17 protein-coding genes and 1 pseudogene are annotated in these 15,593 nt (G+C 42.6%); 13 read left to right on the top strand and 5 right to left on the bottom strand.

Annotation, left to right across the window (positions count from 1 at the left end):
• Positions 1 to 4: 4 nt before the first annotated feature.
• From RSX31_RS12540 to RSX31_RS12510, 7 genes are all read left to right on the top strand, one after another.
• Positions 5 to 163: a hypothetical protein gene (locus RSX31_RS12540; protein WP_315634777.1), complete on the top strand. Its 159-nt coding sequence runs from the start codon at positions 5 to 7 to the stop codon at positions 161 to 163.
• A 182-nt stretch (positions 164 to 345) separates the two neighbouring features.
• Positions 346 to 1,239 carry a cidABC operon transcriptional activator CidR gene (gene cidR / locus RSX31_RS12535; RefSeq protein ID WP_315634776.1) on the top strand — a complete coding sequence of 298 codons (894 nt, stop codon included), beginning with the start codon at positions 346 to 348 and terminating at the stop codon, positions 1,237 to 1,239.
• Between the two features lie 188 nt (positions 1,240 to 1,427).
• Positions 1,428 to 1,964, top strand: a complete 537-nt coding sequence (locus RSX31_RS12530) for an acyl-CoA thioesterase (protein ID WP_148967493.1) — start codon at positions 1,428 to 1,430, stop codon at positions 1,962 to 1,964.
• Positions 1,961 to 2,335 carry a hypothetical protein gene (locus tag RSX31_RS12525; protein WP_315634775.1) on the top strand — a complete coding sequence of 125 codons (375 nt, stop codon included), beginning with the start codon at positions 1,961 to 1,963 and terminating at the stop codon, positions 2,333 to 2,335. The genes RSX31_RS12530 and RSX31_RS12525 overlap by 4 nt, the downstream gene beginning before the upstream one ends.
• A gap of 183 nt (positions 2,336 to 2,518) precedes the next feature.
• Positions 2,519 to 2,779, top strand: a complete 261-nt coding sequence (locus RSX31_RS12520; RefSeq protein ID WP_315634774.1) for a hypothetical protein — start codon at positions 2,519 to 2,521, stop codon at positions 2,777 to 2,779.
• Between the two features lie 286 nt (positions 2,780 to 3,065).
• Positions 3,066 to 3,560: a hypothetical protein gene (locus RSX31_RS12515; RefSeq protein WP_315634773.1), complete on the top strand. Its 495-nt coding sequence runs from the start codon at positions 3,066 to 3,068 to the stop codon at positions 3,558 to 3,560.
• Positions 3,561 to 3,660: 100 nt separating this feature from the next.
• Entirely contained in the window at positions 3,661 to 4,119 is a 459-nt protein-coding gene (locus RSX31_RS12510) for a DinB family protein (protein ID WP_315634772.1), read from the top strand.
• A 34-nt stretch (positions 4,120 to 4,153) separates the two neighbouring features.
• Here RSX31_RS12510 and RSX31_RS12505 read toward each other — a convergent pair whose 3' ends face one another.
• On the bottom strand, positions 4,154 to 5,347 hold the full coding sequence (locus RSX31_RS12505) for an MFS transporter (RefSeq protein WP_315634771.1): 1,194 nt from the start codon (positions 5,345 to 5,347) through the stop codon (positions 4,154 to 4,156).
• Positions 5,348 to 5,579: 232 nt separating this feature from the next.
• On the opposite strand from RSX31_RS12505, the pseudogene RSX31_RS12500 reads away from it, so the two are divergent.
• A pseudogene (locus tag RSX31_RS12500) lies at positions 5,580 to 5,804 on the top strand (KGG domain-containing protein); the annotation flags it as partial.
• A 131-nt stretch (positions 5,805 to 5,935) separates the two neighbouring features.
• Here the strand turns inward: RSX31_RS12500 and RSX31_RS12495 are convergent.
• Positions 5,936 to 6,154, bottom strand: a complete 219-nt coding sequence (locus tag RSX31_RS12495; RefSeq protein ID WP_315634770.1) for a hypothetical protein — start codon at positions 6,152 to 6,154, stop codon at positions 5,936 to 5,938.
• Between the two features lie 224 nt (positions 6,155 to 6,378).
• On the opposite strand from RSX31_RS12495, the gene RSX31_RS12490 reads away from it, so the two are divergent.
• The 5 genes from RSX31_RS12490 (at position 6,379) to RSX31_RS12470 (ending at position 11,720) form a co-directional block, all read left to right on the top strand.
• Complete coding sequence (locus RSX31_RS12490) at positions 6,379 to 6,918, top strand: CBO0543 family protein (protein ID WP_315634769.1); 540 nt, start codon at positions 6,379 to 6,381, stop codon at positions 6,916 to 6,918.
• A 180-nt stretch (positions 6,919 to 7,098) separates the two neighbouring features.
• The gene (locus RSX31_RS12485) at positions 7,099 to 7,980 is read left to right on the top strand and encodes a DUF6843 domain-containing protein (protein ID WP_315634768.1); all 882 of its coding nucleotides are present in this window, start codon (positions 7,099 to 7,101) and stop codon (positions 7,978 to 7,980) included.
• A 357-nt stretch (positions 7,981 to 8,337) separates the two neighbouring features.
• Positions 8,338 to 9,639: a hemolysin family protein gene (locus tag RSX31_RS12480; RefSeq protein WP_148994878.1), complete on the top strand. Its 1,302-nt coding sequence runs from the start codon at positions 8,338 to 8,340 to the stop codon at positions 9,637 to 9,639.
• Positions 9,640 to 10,375: 736 nt separating this feature from the next.
• Positions 10,376 to 10,936, top strand: a complete 561-nt coding sequence (locus RSX31_RS12475) for a DEAD/DEAH box helicase family protein (RefSeq protein WP_315634767.1) — start codon at positions 10,376 to 10,378, stop codon at positions 10,934 to 10,936.
• A gap of 91 nt (positions 10,937 to 11,027) precedes the next feature.
• Positions 11,028 to 11,720 carry a Dph6-related ATP pyrophosphatase gene (locus tag RSX31_RS12470; RefSeq protein ID WP_187443583.1) on the top strand — a complete coding sequence of 231 codons (693 nt, stop codon included), beginning with the start codon at positions 11,028 to 11,030 and terminating at the stop codon, positions 11,718 to 11,720.
• A 169-nt stretch (positions 11,721 to 11,889) separates the two neighbouring features.
• Here the strand turns inward: RSX31_RS12470 and RSX31_RS12465 are convergent, their stop codons facing one another.
• The 3 genes from RSX31_RS12465 to RSX31_RS12455 are packed head-to-tail and all read right to left on the bottom strand — an operon-like array spanning position 11,890 to position 15,509.
• Positions 11,890 to 12,984 (bottom strand): Ger(x)C family spore germination protein, encoded by a 1,095-nt coding sequence (locus RSX31_RS12465; protein ID WP_315634766.1) that lies wholly within the window; start codon positions 12,982 to 12,984, stop codon positions 11,890 to 11,892.
• The gene (locus tag RSX31_RS12460) at positions 12,981 to 14,075 is read right to left on the bottom strand and encodes a GerAB/ArcD/ProY family transporter (RefSeq protein WP_315634765.1); all 1,095 of its coding nucleotides are present in this window, start codon (positions 14,073 to 14,075) and stop codon (positions 12,981 to 12,983) included. Before RSX31_RS12460 ends, RSX31_RS12465 begins: the two co-directional genes overlap by 4 nt.
• Positions 14,076 to 14,102: 27 nt before the next feature.
• Positions 14,103 to 15,509: a spore germination protein gene (locus tag RSX31_RS12455; RefSeq protein ID WP_315634764.1), complete on the bottom strand. Its 1,407-nt coding sequence runs from the start codon at positions 15,507 to 15,509 to the stop codon at positions 14,103 to 14,105.
• Positions 15,510 to 15,593: the final 84 nt, after the last annotated feature.

Here is a 15,593-nt window from a genome sequence, read left to right as displayed (position 1 = left end):
GCACATGAACATCATACATAGACGATACAATCGTATACAATATTACGGCCGAATACGAACGCAACTTGAACAAGAGTACGAAACATATGGGACGAAGTTTGATCATAATTTCACTTTATTTGAATTTCAATCTGCCCTCTCAAGTGGATTGGGAGGTTTATGATGTTGATTCGGATTTTGAAGGGGTACTAGTAAAAAGGGGGATCTCAAGTCAGATGCAGCTCGCCCAAAAAAAGCTCAGAGTATGAATCATCCCCTCTCAGCTTTTTTATATGGAACGAAATGTGATGAAGCAGCCGGTATGGTACCATAATGTCATATGATTCAACATAAGAAGGTGAACAAGTGGACATCAGGCACTTAAAATATTTTATAGAAGTAACGAGATTCAAGAGCTTCACCCGTGCAGCGGATCATTTGTTTGTGACCCAGCCTACGATCAGTAAGATGATCAGGAACTTAGAGGATGAGCTTGGGGTGGAACTGTTTGACCGTTCCCGGAAGCAGCTCGTGCTGACGGATGCGGGACGGGCGATTTTGAAGCAGGCTCAGACAATCGATAAGGCATTCGAGAATGTCCAGCATGAACTCGATGACCTGATCGGCCTTCAACGGGGGCATATCCGCATCGGACTGCCGCCGATCATGGACGCGGGTCTGTTCATCAAGGTGCTGGGGGAGTTCCATGCCCTCTACCCAGGTATCACTTTCCAGTTGATCGAAAATGGGACGAAGCGGATTGAAGAAGATATCCTCGCCGATCAGCTCGATGTGGGGGTGGGTGTCCTGCCTGCTGCAGAGGAGGATTTTCACCATTTTTCTTTTATGAAAGAAGAACTTCGGATCGTGGTGCCAAGGACACATCGATTGGCCGGCAGGAAGCAGGTTAAATTGGTAGAGCTTGAGGATGAACAGTTCATTCTCTTTAATAAGGACTTTGCGTTGAATGACCGGATCCGCGGGGCTTGCAAAGAAGCAGGTTTTCTCCCGAAAGTGGTGTCTGAAAGTTCTCAATGGGACTTCATCGGGAAGATGATCGAAGCGGAACTCGGGATTTCGATCCTGCCTCACAGCGTGTACAGGCAGCTAAAGGAGGATCTCGTCGCTATCCGCGTCGTAAAGCCTGTCATCGAATGGGACCTCGCCATTATTTGGAGAAAAAATCAATACTTATCGTATGCCACAAAAGAGTGGCTGACTTTTACCCAGGAACGGTTGATGGGGAGCATTTCTGACTAAGGAATGCTCTTTTTTTGTTGTCTATTTTGGAAAAGTGGAGATTGATACCATTCAGTTGTAAGCCATTGCATAGACAGTATCTATGATGATGATAAGAAACATTCATTTCACTTATCCTGCTGCTGGGCTTACACTTTGGGTATCAAACGTTTGAGAAACCATTTTACAATAGAAGGGACTTGTTCTTCATGGCAAAAACGAAGCATCCGAAAGAGAGTCTGGTCGTCAGCACGGACCAGGTGATGATCAATGATTTAAACAACTACAACACCTTGTTCGGCGGGGTCTTGATGAAGAAGCTCGATAACAATGCGACGTTATCAGCGAGACGTCATGCACGGGTGAAGGAATGTGTGACGGCATCAACGGATTCCATCGACTTCCTGTATCCGATTCATCAAAGTGATTCCGTTTGCGTCGAATCCTTCGTCTCATACGTCGGGAATAAATCCATGGAAATCTTCTGTAAAGTGATCGCCGAAGACATGATCACTGGAGAAAGACGAATGGCGGCGACAGCTTTCCTGACCTTCGTTGCACTCGATGAAAATAAAAATCCTGTCAAAGTACCGGAAATTGTCCCGGAGACAGAAGAAGAGAAATTTCTGTTCGAATCAGGAAAAGAACGGGCAGAAAGAAGACGGGTCCGCCGCAAGCAGAGTAAAATCCTGAATGACATCATTGGACTCGAAAAACCTTGGAACTTGGGAGGGGAAGCATCATGACCCCAATGCTGGCTGGAATGAACGAACTGCACGAGGCGAAAAAAGATGTGGAATCGCTCAAACAGGAATATCCTGAGCTGAATGAGCAGCTCGTCCACGTCGTAAGCCTGACGAGACAATTACAGTTGAAATATGGATACATGGGATCACTACTCCGTGACAAGGAGCTGCCGGACTATGAGCCGAAGTTTGTAAGAGGCTCGATCCTGTCCCTCTATCAGGAGGAAGTGCAGAAGCTGAAAGAAAACCCTAATATCGTTCAGCTGAAAGACATCATGAAAAAGCACCGACAAATCAGTGATTCGAAATTATTTTTATTGATCCTTGGCGCGAAGCCGGAACTGTTGCAGGGGTCGACGATTATTAAATAATGGAGAGTGAAGCCGGAAGAGGGGAGTCTTCCGGCTTTTGTTTTGTATTGGTTATGAAAATTGCTTGTAATTATAGATTAGACAGTAGAGCATTCAGGAACATCTCCGGACTGCAATTCACAAAAAAAGATTGAGAAAGATTCCATTATTTGAAATAATTAGGATATTCGAAAGGGGATTCAGATGAAAAAATACTTTGGTCTTGTATCGATCTTTATCCTGATTGTGACCATCTTGATTTTACAATCCCTTGTTGGGAAACAAATCGGGCATCTGTGGGTGTGGATCATCGGGATAGGGTATGGCTGTGCTGCCTTAGCTTCCTGGTTTAGTTCGCCGGGGTTTTGGAGGAAGGTTTCTGCGGCGATTTTGGTGGTGCTTCCGGTAGGGTTTATCATTTTTATTGTTTTATTTGCTACTGGGTTGATGGGGGGCGGGTTTTAATCTCGGGAAGTGCCCCCTTATTTGGTGACAATGATGTTGAGAAAGTCGCTATGTAAAGGAGGAAAACATAATTCAACCTAAAAAAGAAAAGCAAAAGAAGGTTCAAGACCTTTACCGGAAGAAAAAGCGTGAGGCCTCTTCACATAAAATCTGGACGGTGATCGTGATTCTTTGTGTGATCCCGGTGCTGGTCCTCCTTGTGACGAGCGCATTATTCGATCTTGGTGTACCGTTGCCGGATTTTTTCGGAAGGTAATAAAGTGTCGGCGAAAAAGGGGATAGATCGATGAAAAAACGTTTGATCACAGCTGTGCTGCTCTTGGTGGCCGTCGTAGTGGGAGGGATTTATTACTGGGTAATAGAGAATCCCCCAATAGAAATTGGCATGATTGGTCAAAACGAAGATGGAACGTCTGTCCTGGTTGAAGTAACCAATCACGGTTTCCGTGAAGTGAAAGTGGTGAGTGTCACAGTCAATAACGACGATGCTCCTGAAATGGTGAAGATGCAGGTAAGTAATCTTCTGAAAGGATACGTCATGATCGATGATATTGGTGATCAGCTTCCAATAGAAGTGAGCTTACAAAATATAGAGGATGTATTCATCAAGGCAGGTCCAACGAATGCGGAACAATTGGAAAGTTTAGATGCTGGAACTGCGACGAAAGAAGATACCATCTATGCAGTAAATGTATTTCATGACGAAAGAGTCCGTCAGGTGATGATCGAGTATCAGTACTTTGGAATGACGTTAATTGAAACTGTGGAGATCCCTTTTTAATAAAAAGAGGATCTTTTTAAATAGATAATCACATGTAAAGAGGAAACGTCACTCTCCAACTTGAAAGTATTAGTGATATGAAAATACAGGAGGGGAAAAAATGAACGCCAAACAAGTCCTACTCATTCAACTGGATGCCTGCCACGATCAAAATACCTGGTTTGTATCGTTGATCAATTCCATCAAGGATCTCACCGAGGAACAAGCAACGTGGAAGCCGAATGAAGCCACCAATTCCATTTCTGAAATCGTCCATCATCTCATCTACTATAATCAACGACATTTAAATCGATTGAAAGGTATTGAGAATGAAGAGAGTACAGGTGAGAGCACGTTCAGTAATAAGGAAGATCTCAGTTGGAGTGAAACGTACGAGCGGATTGATCAGTTGATGGCTGACTGGAAGAAGGAGGTTGAAGAGGCGGATGAGGTGAATCTGACTAACTTGACTGAAATCATTGCCCACCTCACCATCCATACCACATACCATGCAGGTCAAATTCTTTATATCCGAAAATTACAGGGGTCTTGGGATCCGAAAGCGGGAGTGAAGGGGTAACGCCTTAGAGGGAGGACTTGGTGGCAAGTCCTCTTTATGTTGATCGTGCTAGGGCCCTTCTCCCCAACCAAAATGAAATCCCAATGGAGATCATGGAAAGGACAACGATCATCCACACGACACCTGGCCAGTTAAATTGATGATAGAAGCTTCCGCTGACGGTTCCTCCGACACTCGATCCTGCGTAATAGGCGGATAAGTAGAGGGCCGAAGCCTGCGCTTTATCATGGATGGCCAATCGTCCGACCCAGCTGCTGGCGATGGAGTGGCCGGCGAAGAATCCGTAGGTAAAGACGGCAATCCCGATGATTTTCACCCACAGATTCGGATGCAGGGTGGCTGATACCCCGGATAACATGATGATTAGCGTCAGAGGCAGGATTCTTTTTTTTCCATACTGATCGGCGAGCATTCCCATCCAGGTCGAACTGAAGGTGCCGACGATATAGACGATGAAGATGAATCCGACGACGGTCTGACTGAGTGAGTATGGCGGGGCGATCAGCTCGAATCCGATATAGTTGTAGAGGGATACGAATCCTCCCATCAATAGAAATCCGATGGTGAAGAGAAGGGGAAGCCCAGGCACTTTGAATTGGCTGAAAAGGGTTCCGGCCAATGATTTAAACTGAAATGTCTGCGGTTTGAAATGAGCAGATGGCGGGATAAGCACAAGGAAGATGACGGTTGAAATCAAGCTGATGATCCCGACTCCCATCAATGCGACATGCCAGTTGAAATGGTCAGTAAGGACGCCGCTGATGATCCGACCCGACATTCCCCCGATGGAATTTCCGCTGATGTATAACCCCATGGCCATCCCGAGACTCTTGGCTTCGATTTCCTCACCCAAGTATGCCATGGCGACAGAAGGAAGCCCAGCGAGTGTAATCCCCAGCAGGATCCGGCCAATGATAAGCATAGGGAAGCTTGTTGCAAATCCTGTGCAAATGGCAAGGAGGGAAGAGGCAAGTAACGAGAAGGTCATGACAGACTTTCTTCCATACACATCTGATAGAGACCCAGCAATTATTAGGCTGATAGCTAAGGCAATCGTTGTTGACGATTGGCTGAGACTTGAGGTGGCTGGTGATATCGCAAACTCCTTGGCGATGTCCGGAAGCAGGGGCTGCGTTCCCCACAGGACGGCGAAGGTGCTGAATCCGCCTGCAAAAAGGGCCAGGTTTGCATGTTTGAAGGCTGGTGTTCCCCGTTTGATGTAATCCATGTAGCAAGACTCCTTCTATACTAATCCTCTTTAATACCTCCATCATACACCTCTGTTAGGAAGCAAGTTCTTCTAGTAGTAAGGATGCATGAAACATCCTGCCTCAATTTAAGTGTAAATTAAATTACAAAAATGTTAAAAACCCCCACGGTCTGTTTAACGTTCATCTCATGAGGTAAATAACCAATGTACAAACGTACAACACCCATTACACTTAAGGAGGATTTTATTTATGGCAAACAGTAACAACAATAACAACAGTAAAAACAATGGCAACAAAATGAGTTACGAAGAAGCTGGTCGTAAAGGCGGCGAACAAACAGCTAAGAACCATGACAAAGAATTCTACCAAGAGATCGGTGAAAAAGGTGGAGAAGCAACTTCAGAAAATCACGACAAGAAATTTTATCAGGAAATTGGAGCGAAAGGCGGAAGTCAGTCCGGAAACTCCAATAACTCGAATAACTCCAACAGTTCAAGCAATTCCAATAGCAATAAATAGCCAACGGATGGTTCCCTTAAATTCAAGAAGACCTGTCGACGACGACGGGTCTTTTTGAATTGAATCTATGGTTCATTTATTAATAGCTAAGTGTGCAATATATGTTCTAATAAGGCTAAAGCGGAGTCGATATCATGATAGCTGATCTCGGAGTCATTTTGAGTGATGACGAATGAGTTATATTCCTTCGAGTAAGAAACCATCAATACTTCAGAATCACCATCAGCAAATGACTGGGTAATATCACAATCGGAATAAGTTTGGAGCGTCTGCAAAATGGTAAGCAGCTCACGATTTCTTGACATTATCTTTAACTCCTTTCTTGAAAAAAGGGAAGAAAATTGTCTTATTTTGGCTAATTTTAACATAATAGCAAGATGCTTGTAAGGGAGAAAAGTCATGAATCTTATTTAGAAGTATGTATGAATGAAGGTCCTTTAATTGGTAGATAATACCCTTCATAAGCTTTTATTGCCCTCTTAACTTGAAGAGGGATTTTTTATAAAAATTCTGTGCACAGGAGACGCGTATGCTGGAGAGATATGATCAAATTAGAGAAAAAGATATAGCTCTTAACAAAGAATACATCCAGTATTGGCTGGACCATTGCTTCCTATCCCCACGCTGGTGGTTTATAGTAGTCCTCTTTATCCTATCCTGGGCCATCTTTTTTCGATTAACGAAAAGAGAGGAACGGCCGAAGCTTTTGTTTCTTGGATTGACTTGGATCCTGGTCGCCGCAAACCTGGACGGTTTTGGATATGATCTTGGCTTATGGGGCTATCCAGGTCAACTGATCCCCCTCCTTCCTAAAGCATACGTCTTTGACTATGCGTTGATACCAGTCACGTATATGCTCTTGTATAAATACTTTCCCAAAGGAAAAGCATTTCTTTATGCGAATATCGTTCTTTCGGCAGGCGCGTCGTTCATCGCTGAGCCCATATTTCAATGGTTACATATTTATAAGATTTACCACTGGAAGATTGGGGTGTCCTTTGTTATCTATATCGTTCTTTCGTACTTGATCAGATGGGTGGTCGAGTTGGTATTTAGAAAGGAAAGTTAGGGTGCGTTTGGTATGATTAGTGAACATGTGAAAAGCTTTGATGAATCTTGAACTTTTTGACGCTTATGATCCACAGGTAGAAAAATCTTATCTTTGTATAAATATCCCAAAAGGCAACCTTTTATGATAAACTTACATTGTGAAATTAATCACAATGTAAGTTTTGGGAGGGCCCACAGGATGAATAAAATAAAACCGGCATTGTATACAAGTTTGATTCTTTCTACTTTTTTGATGATCTTTAGCATAATGGACGGGGGCATCTGGCTCTTTCCAATTGTATTTACATATTCCTTTGCAGGTAACCTCGCGTATGGGGCTCCTGTTTCCTTACTTTCAGATTGGTTAACAAGAAAGCTCGTTAAGGGAAGGTTGTTTGTTGCGGCATTCATCCATGCGTTCTTTGGAGCTATTACGTATTTTGTGATAGACGGGTTTGCGTGGTTTGCTGTCATTTGTGCGGTAATCTTCTTCTTCGTAGATGAATGGTTGAAAAGGAAAAAGACAACGGCTCCTCACCGGGAGAACAAGCGATTTTATCTCACATTAGTTATCGTGGTCTGCGTTGTGGCGATTGTGATGTTAGCTGTGAATTGGATATCCGGTAACAATCAAGGAGAAATAATCAAAAACCGTTACCTGATTCCTGAAGGATACGAGGGTACGGTTGTCATCTTCTATGGCATGCCGGAACGACCTGCCCTTGAAAAAGATGGAGAGTTTACCGTCATTCCTATAAAGATTGAGAGTCTGCCCACGTTGATGAGGACGGATATTGAACGGTATGGAATTTATCAAACGTCTACGCAGGACAGGGGTTATAGCATCAATCAGAATCAGTATTTCTATGTGGATGAAGAAGGAAAGCGGACCCTGCTTGATAAAGATTGCATTTACCATAGTGGAGGCGGGGGTGTGACCGGCTCCGATGGAAAAGAGATTGTATATGATAAATTCCAGGTGACGAATTCGGCTTGCGGGGAGGACTTCTCCTTGAAAGGGAATGAACGATATTCCGCACAGGGTCGAGAAATAGGGAAGTATTGGTCGAGTTTATATTAGGGAGACATTGTTGAAATTCGCCATTCATTTTAAGGGTATTTATCGTAATATATTTGATTAAATTCTTATAATTAAGTAAAATCTTAATATATTATTTTATAAAAACGGCTGGAGGGATAATAATGGGACAGAGAAGCTAAGACACGTGTCAGCTAAGCGATGCTGTGTAACATTTGGTTCAATGGTTCGATCCGGGTTGCTGGAAGCTGAACGTTCTACTTCTCAATATGGGTTCTATGCAATCCCTTCTAGAGATAAGTAGTTCAACTTCATGCTTTCATCAATCCAACCATTCACTTAGTGGATGAAATTTATCATGATGGAGGTGTAAGCCTTATCCGAGGATAAGGCTGCTAATTGACAACGTCTATAAACTTAATTTTAATCGTTTTATTGATTGCTTTAACTGCTTTTTTTGTAGCGACGGAATTTGCGATTGTAAAGGTTCGGGGTTCCAGGATTGATCAGCTCATTGCGGAGAATCGAAAAGGATCAATTGCCGCTAAGAAGGTCGTGACTCATCTGGATGAGTATTTATCTGCCTGTCAGCTTGGAATTACGATTACTGCCCTTGGATTGGGGTGGCTTGGCGAGCCGACTGTGGAAAAGATTTTGCATCCACTTTTTGATTATTTCGAGTTAAATGAAGCGATCACGCATATCCTGTCCTTTGGTATTGCCTTTGCCCTTGTAACATTCCTTCACGTTGTAGTAGGGGAACTTGCGCCAAAAACGGTTGCGATCCAGAAAGCAGAAGCCGTTACGTTGTTATTCTCGGGCCCGATCATTTGGTTCTACCGGATCATGTATCCATTTATCTGGTTCTTAAATGGATCTGCGCGTGTGCTTGTGGGAATATTCGGGTTGAAGTCGGCTTCTGAGCATGAAGAAGTTCATACAGAGGAAGAGCTTCGGATCCTGCTTTCGGAAAGTTTTAAAAGCGGTGAAATCAATAAGAACGAACTAAAGTATGTGAACAACATCTTTGAATTCGATGAGCGGATTGCGAAAGAAATCATGGTTCCACGAAAAGAAATTGTCTCCCTTTCCATAGACGATACCCTCGCGGACGTGATAGATACCATTCGAAATGAGAATTTCACGCGTTATCCTGTCGTAAACGGTGATAAAGATAACGTCAAAGGATTCGTCAATATGAAGGAGCTTCTGACAGAGGCCATGGTCAACGAACTGGATGAAAACTTTACTCTTCGACCTTTTATCAATCCGATCATTACAGTCATTGAGACGATTCCGATTCATGACCTGCTTGTGAAAATGCAGAAAGAGCGGGTTCATATTGCGGTTCTAATTGATGAATACGGGGGTACTTCCGGCATCGTGACGGTTGAGGATATCCTTGAAGAAATTGTCGGTGAAATTCGGGATGAATTTGACGAGGATGAAGTGGCTGAAATCCGAAAGCTTAAGGATGGACATTACATTCTTGATTCAAAGGTCCTCATCAATGATGTCAACTCTCTTTTGAACATAAACATCGACATCGGGGAACTGGACATCGACACCATCGGGGGCTGGTACATGACGCAAAACCTTGATGCCAAAGTCGGCAGCTTCATTGAGGAAGAAGGGCACCGCTTCAAAGTGATTGAAAAAGACGGAATCCAGCTCCGCTATATAGAAGTGACAAAGATGTAGATATGGAAAAGCAGCAACTGGCTCTTGAAATCGGGCTGCTTTATAGGGGCATCCTGATTGGATGGTCCCTATTTTTTATCCACCTAGATTTATTCTGATTTGGAACTTCCTTAGAAGGAAAATCTGCACAGGGTCTGGAAATAAGTAAGTATTTTAATGTCAGCAGGGGCTCTACGAATAGTTTAGCTTCTTTTTTTATATGGGATTGAGTTCACGTATCTCTTTTGAAATAATTGGTAGTGACATAGTTTGGGAGGTTACGATGAACGACAATACGTTTAGATCATTTCTTGATGCATGTTTAGAAGTTTGGAAGAATTCCACTATGGAGGTCCGTCCCTGACTGAGGGGATTCGCTAATATATTTTAGATTTCGCCGATAAAATGAGAATTTCGCTGATAAAATCAGAATTTCGCTGATAAAATCAGAATTTCGCTGATAAAATCCGTATTTCGCTGATAAATTGATGTGTAAGCTTATGATGTAGTGGAATGATGAGGGGATTCCTGTATATTGGTCTATCCGGGATGTTTTTTTTATCTAAGCGGCCATTTTTACCGAGAAATCGATAAAAAATGATCAAAATAACGCAAGCTTTTCAAAAGAACTACACAACGTGGGGGAAAATACCCAATCAGTATAAGCGCAGGGATTCCGTAACGGAGAGACATAATGCTATAAAGCATGACGATCATTTTCAGGCGAATTTTATATCGATTATAAAGGAGAGAGCTCATGAAACTTGTTCTTCTATTTGGACCTCAAGCAGTTGGCAAGATGACAGTTGGACAAGAATTAGCTAAAATAACGGATTTGAAACTTTTTCATAATCATATGACGATTGATTTGGTCAGTCATTTCTTTGATTACGGCACTAAAGAAGGAAAGAAATTAGTCAGTCTGTTTCGTCGTGAAATATTTGAAGAAGTATCAAAGAGTAATTTGTATGGAATGATTTTTACTTATGTCTGGGCATTTGATATGCAAGAGGACTGGGATTATGTTAATGAAGTCTCCCGGTTGTTCGAGTCCAGGGGAGGCACGGTTTACTTTGTCGAGCTTGAGGCAGATGTAGAAGAAAGACTTGAGCGAAATAAAAGTCCCAATAGACTTGAACATAAGCCATCAAAAAGGGATATTGAATGGTCTGAGGGTGATTTGAAAAAGTCGATGGAGACATACAGATTGAATTCATTAGAAGGTGAAATAAAGTATTCAAACTATATAAAGATAAGCAATACAAACTTGAGTGCGCAAGAAGTTGCAAAGATCATTAAGGGGAAATTTCTATTATAATAGAGAAAAACTTATTCCTCGCGGTAAAGTCAGTTCACTGCTTTGTGTTAAAAAGGGTCAATAGTACAATATCGTAAACATGGAGGTCAAAATGAAAACAGTCATAGCATTCAGCGGTGGAAAGGATTCCACCCTGGCATTATATAAAATTCAACAAAATCCGGAATACGAAATTGATTCATTGCTCGTGACGCTGACGGAAGGGTTCGACCGGGTTTCGATTCATGGCGTCCGGTATGAGTTGTTGAAGAGGCAGTCGGACTCACTTGGGATTCCGCTTCGTGAGGTCTGGATCCCGGAGGAGTGTTCGAATGAGATGTATCAGGAGCGGATGGAGAGAGCGGTCTCAGATATGCTGGAGGACGGGGTTTCACACATGGTCTTCGGGGATATTCATCTTAAGGATGTGCGGGAATATAGGGAGAAGATGCTTTCGGGAACGGGGATCACTCCGGTCTTTCCACTTTGGGGTCGGCCTGTCGGGGAACTTGGCCGTGAATTCATTGACCTTGGATTTCAAACCGTGCTCACTTGTGTGGATATGGATCAATTGGATCGGTCCTTTGCAGGGAGAGTATATGATGAGGCGTTTATAGGGGATTATCCGGAAGAGACTCGTGATATTTGCGGGGAGAACGGAGAGTTTCATACGTTTGTATTTGACGGGCCGAACTTTGCTTTCCCGATCCGATATGAGATGGGGAAGGAAAGAGTGACGCCGGATTATCTCACGAAGAAGGATCGGTTCTTATTCATAGATCTACTACCAGTTAAACCAAGATAACTTTCTAATCAAGGTTGATTTTCCAAACAGATTAACGGTGCAATGCGCATTGCGTGAGTAATTGAACTATCATCTAATGGAGAGTTCTTGATAAGGAAAGCCGGCCATTGGGGAAGTGGCCGGCTTTTTTAAAAAATGAACGATCCTGTTTAATCAATGAATGCAAGATTTACTTAAGATTGTTAGACCCGAGGATTTCAACGTTTACCTTTGGCTTTATCGTCACTTGTTGATAGTCCTGTTTCCACGCTTCGGCATTCCAGGAATCAGGATATTTCGTGGAGAGATCTTTGGCGATTCCTAAAGCGTCACTATTCGCTTTGATTAGAAGGTCGGTAAGTTCCTTTGCTTTTTTCGTGAGTTCCTTTGAAGCCAAAGTATTTAAGCTTTTGAAATCTTCAGAAGGTTTTTCTTCATAATAGCTTTGTATCCTTGCTTGAAGATTAGCTGTAACCGTGCAGGTGACTTTCCCGTTTTCTTTCTTAACATCCATCTTTGTCTTGGCATTATCAATGACAATGGTAAAAGGCTGACTTAACTCGTCTGATTTTATACTTAATAGGGCCCTGTTTCCTAATTCATTCCTTAATATGAGCAGAAGTGAGGTCTGGCTTGTTGTCAGTGTATCACCAGTGAATTTATCACCGTTAAATAAAGCAGACCCTGCCAGCATCACCTTGTCTTGGTTATCTTTTTTTATATAGGGGAGAAAGATATCATTTGTCTTGTCTGATATTTCATTCCAAGCCGTAAACGTGGTTTCTTTAGGAATAGATGTCCCTTTTGTCCCACCGGTAAGCAGATTATCCACCTCGAAAACAATGGGACTATCTTCAAGCTTCAAGGACAAGATTTCATGGCCCTTTCCTTCACTTATCACGATACGCGAGGAGATATATCCCCTGGTGGATCGAAGGATCGGCTCTACTAGTGAAGTGATGCCCTTGGTTTGGGCCAATTCTTCCCCGACAATAATGACAAATGCTTTTCCTACATCCATATTCCCGGATACTTTGTCTTGAAGATCCACCGCAAGCTGGGTGACCGTTTCGTTCTCCGTTTCATAAAATTCATCCATGACTTCAAACTTACCGCCACCAGCGCTGCGTATATTAATCGCCCTGACTGTCCCCAGAATCTGATCGGACTCTTCAGCTTTGTCAAAACTGATCCCGTTAACCAGTCTGTTGTCGTTTAGCTGGTTTTGGTCCCAGCACCCTGCCAGAAGGAATACAGCAATGAAAATAACCGGAATCTTTCTCAATAGGAAACCTCCTTTTCCCGTTTCTTTACTAGGTAAGAAAACAATAGCAATATGCATGGAATGGCGAATACGACGGCATAGCTCAAATATTCAACATAGTTGGAATAGAGTTCTTGGGAGTCGGGATCTTTCTTTGCGATCGTAAATAGGACGAAAATCAATGTGCTATTCATCAAAACCAGTTTATAGGGTTTACCCTTGAAAAAAGAAAGACTTTTACTGCTCAGATATATATAGATGACAATCGATGCTGCCAGCGGGACAATCCATATCGATATAAATAGTAAATCGATACGGTCTACCATTTGAAAATGAAGGGGCCGCAAAAAGTAGATAACGGGATATTTAATTTGTTTCAGGACGGATTCACTGAAAATCAGGATGCAAAGAATGACAAAATAAGTAGTTAAACCTGTTACAAAAACATTGGCCCATGTGATCACTTTTAAGAATGTGGTCCCTTTCTTGGATGCGAGGGGATATAAAAAAAGGATCACCTCAAATCCCAAGATGGCTAACAGACAATCTTTGCTGCCGATGGCAATTTCCTTTATACCGGTGTTTCCTAAAGGGAGAATATGATGTAAGTCCAAAGGCAATAGAAAGGAAAAAAAAGAGATTCCGAATAAGAAAAGAAAAAGAATGGATATGAGCCCAAAGAATCTGGCGATAATTCGAATGTCACTGATGGCTAAATACGTACAGGTAAGCATCATCAGCAATCCAATTACCCAATAAGGAGTGATCGTCAACAGGTGTTCTTTTATGATGGACGCAAACCGAAGTAATACAAATGATGCAGTGACGATAAAGTAAAGATACATGATCATATTTACAAAATTCCCTGCATATTTCCCCAGTAAGAATATGGTGATTTCGGCATAGTTTAAATTGGGGAAACGCCTCAATAATAGCCAGATAATAACTAGTAACAGCTGGAGAGCCACTCCTGCCAAAAGGACCGACATCCAGCCGTCTCCTTTACTTGTACTTTGCAAGGTATTCGGCAGTGTTAATATGGCGAATCCGACTTGAGTTTGGGTCATTAGAAAAAATATCTGCCAGTTCGTTAGGGATCCTGTCTGTGACATTGACGATTCCACACTTTCGTTTCTGGATTACGTTTGTTTTAATGTGTTATTTCTCTTTTTGATTTTGATAAGTGAATCTTTCATTCCCTTGAAGTGTAATGGGGCTAAGGGTTCCAAGTAAGGTTTTCCGAAAGACTCCAACCTGCAGAGGTGTATGAGTAATACGGAAAGAGCAAGGACAATGCCTAAAAAGCCAAAAAAAGTGGCCGCGAGCATAATCGGGAAAGCCATGATCCTGGCACCTGTCCCCATTTGGTTGACAGGTGCTACGAAAGAGGCGATGGCAGTAAGTGCAACGACGACGATCATCGTGTTGGAAACAAAACCTGCTTCTACTATTGCCGTCCCGATGACCAAACCGCCGACAATCCCGATTGTTTGTGCAATGGGTGAGGGGAGGCGGATCGCAGCCTCCTTCAACAGTTCCAGTACCAGCTGCATCGCAATGGCTTCAAAAAATGGTGGCAGCGGGACGTATTCAATTTGAACTCTGATCGCATATTGAATCCCTATGGGCAGAACTTCTGAATGAAAGGAAACGACTGCAATATAAATGGCGGGTAAGCAGATGGCCACCAAAAAGCTGAATATCCGTATGAGCCGGAAAAACGACCCGATGATCCATCTGCTATTATAGTCATCAGGTGACTGATAAAAGCTGAAAAAGGTAATAGGAGAAACCAGAACATGTGGAGTTCCATCCACGATGACAAGTGATTTCCCTTCTAATAAATAGGATGCCGCCCGGTCGGGTCTCTCGGTTGATAATATTTGTGGAAATACTGAATAGCTGTTGTCTTCAATTAATTCTTCCAGTTCCCCCGCAGATTGAAGCTCCCCGACATTCACCGCTTCTATCCTTTTTATTAACACGTCTAATGGACCATGATCCACCAGTTCTTCAATATAGACAATCGAGGCTTTTGTATTTGTTTTAGAGCCCAACGTATAATTTTTAATTCGTAATGAAGGGTTTTTCACTCTTCGTCTGATTAGGAAGATGTTTTTATCAATGTTCTCCAGAAATCCATCATGGGATCCTTTGATGATATGTTCATTTTCCGGTTCATTAATGGACTTTGAATCCACGGCGCCAACGGGCATCAAAAGGACGGAATGTACCCCTTCTGTTAACAGGGCACAGCTCCCCTCGAGAAGACCATTCACGGTCACTTCGAGATCGGTCGTTCTACTATACTCCGCATTCTTTATCACGGATTCCGGGCCAGTTTCCTGTTTGCATTCAAGAAGAGGTTCAATGATGTTTCGTTCGATCAACTTTTTATCCACCAGGGAATCGATGTAGAGTAGCTTGCATGGTTTTTCTAGAAAAATGAGATCCCTTATCTTCAAATCTTCCGTCTGATACAAGGCGGAGTGAATTCCCTTTATATTCTGTTCGATTCTGTCGACGATCTTTTTAGAAGGACTCATTCGTAATTCACCTGCCGTCTTTTGATGGTTGTTATTATTTTGCCTGAAAAGGGATTATTTATGTTCGGAAATAAGGGCGGATTT

Origin of the sequence: Rossellomorea yichunensis, assembly GCF_032337515.1 — a bacterium.
Classification (GTDB): Bacteria; Bacillota; Bacilli; order Bacillales; family Bacillaceae_B; genus Rossellomorea; species Rossellomorea yichunensis.
Note: the sequence above shows the minus strand (reverse complement) of the source record. Positions and strands in the feature narration are given on the sequence as shown.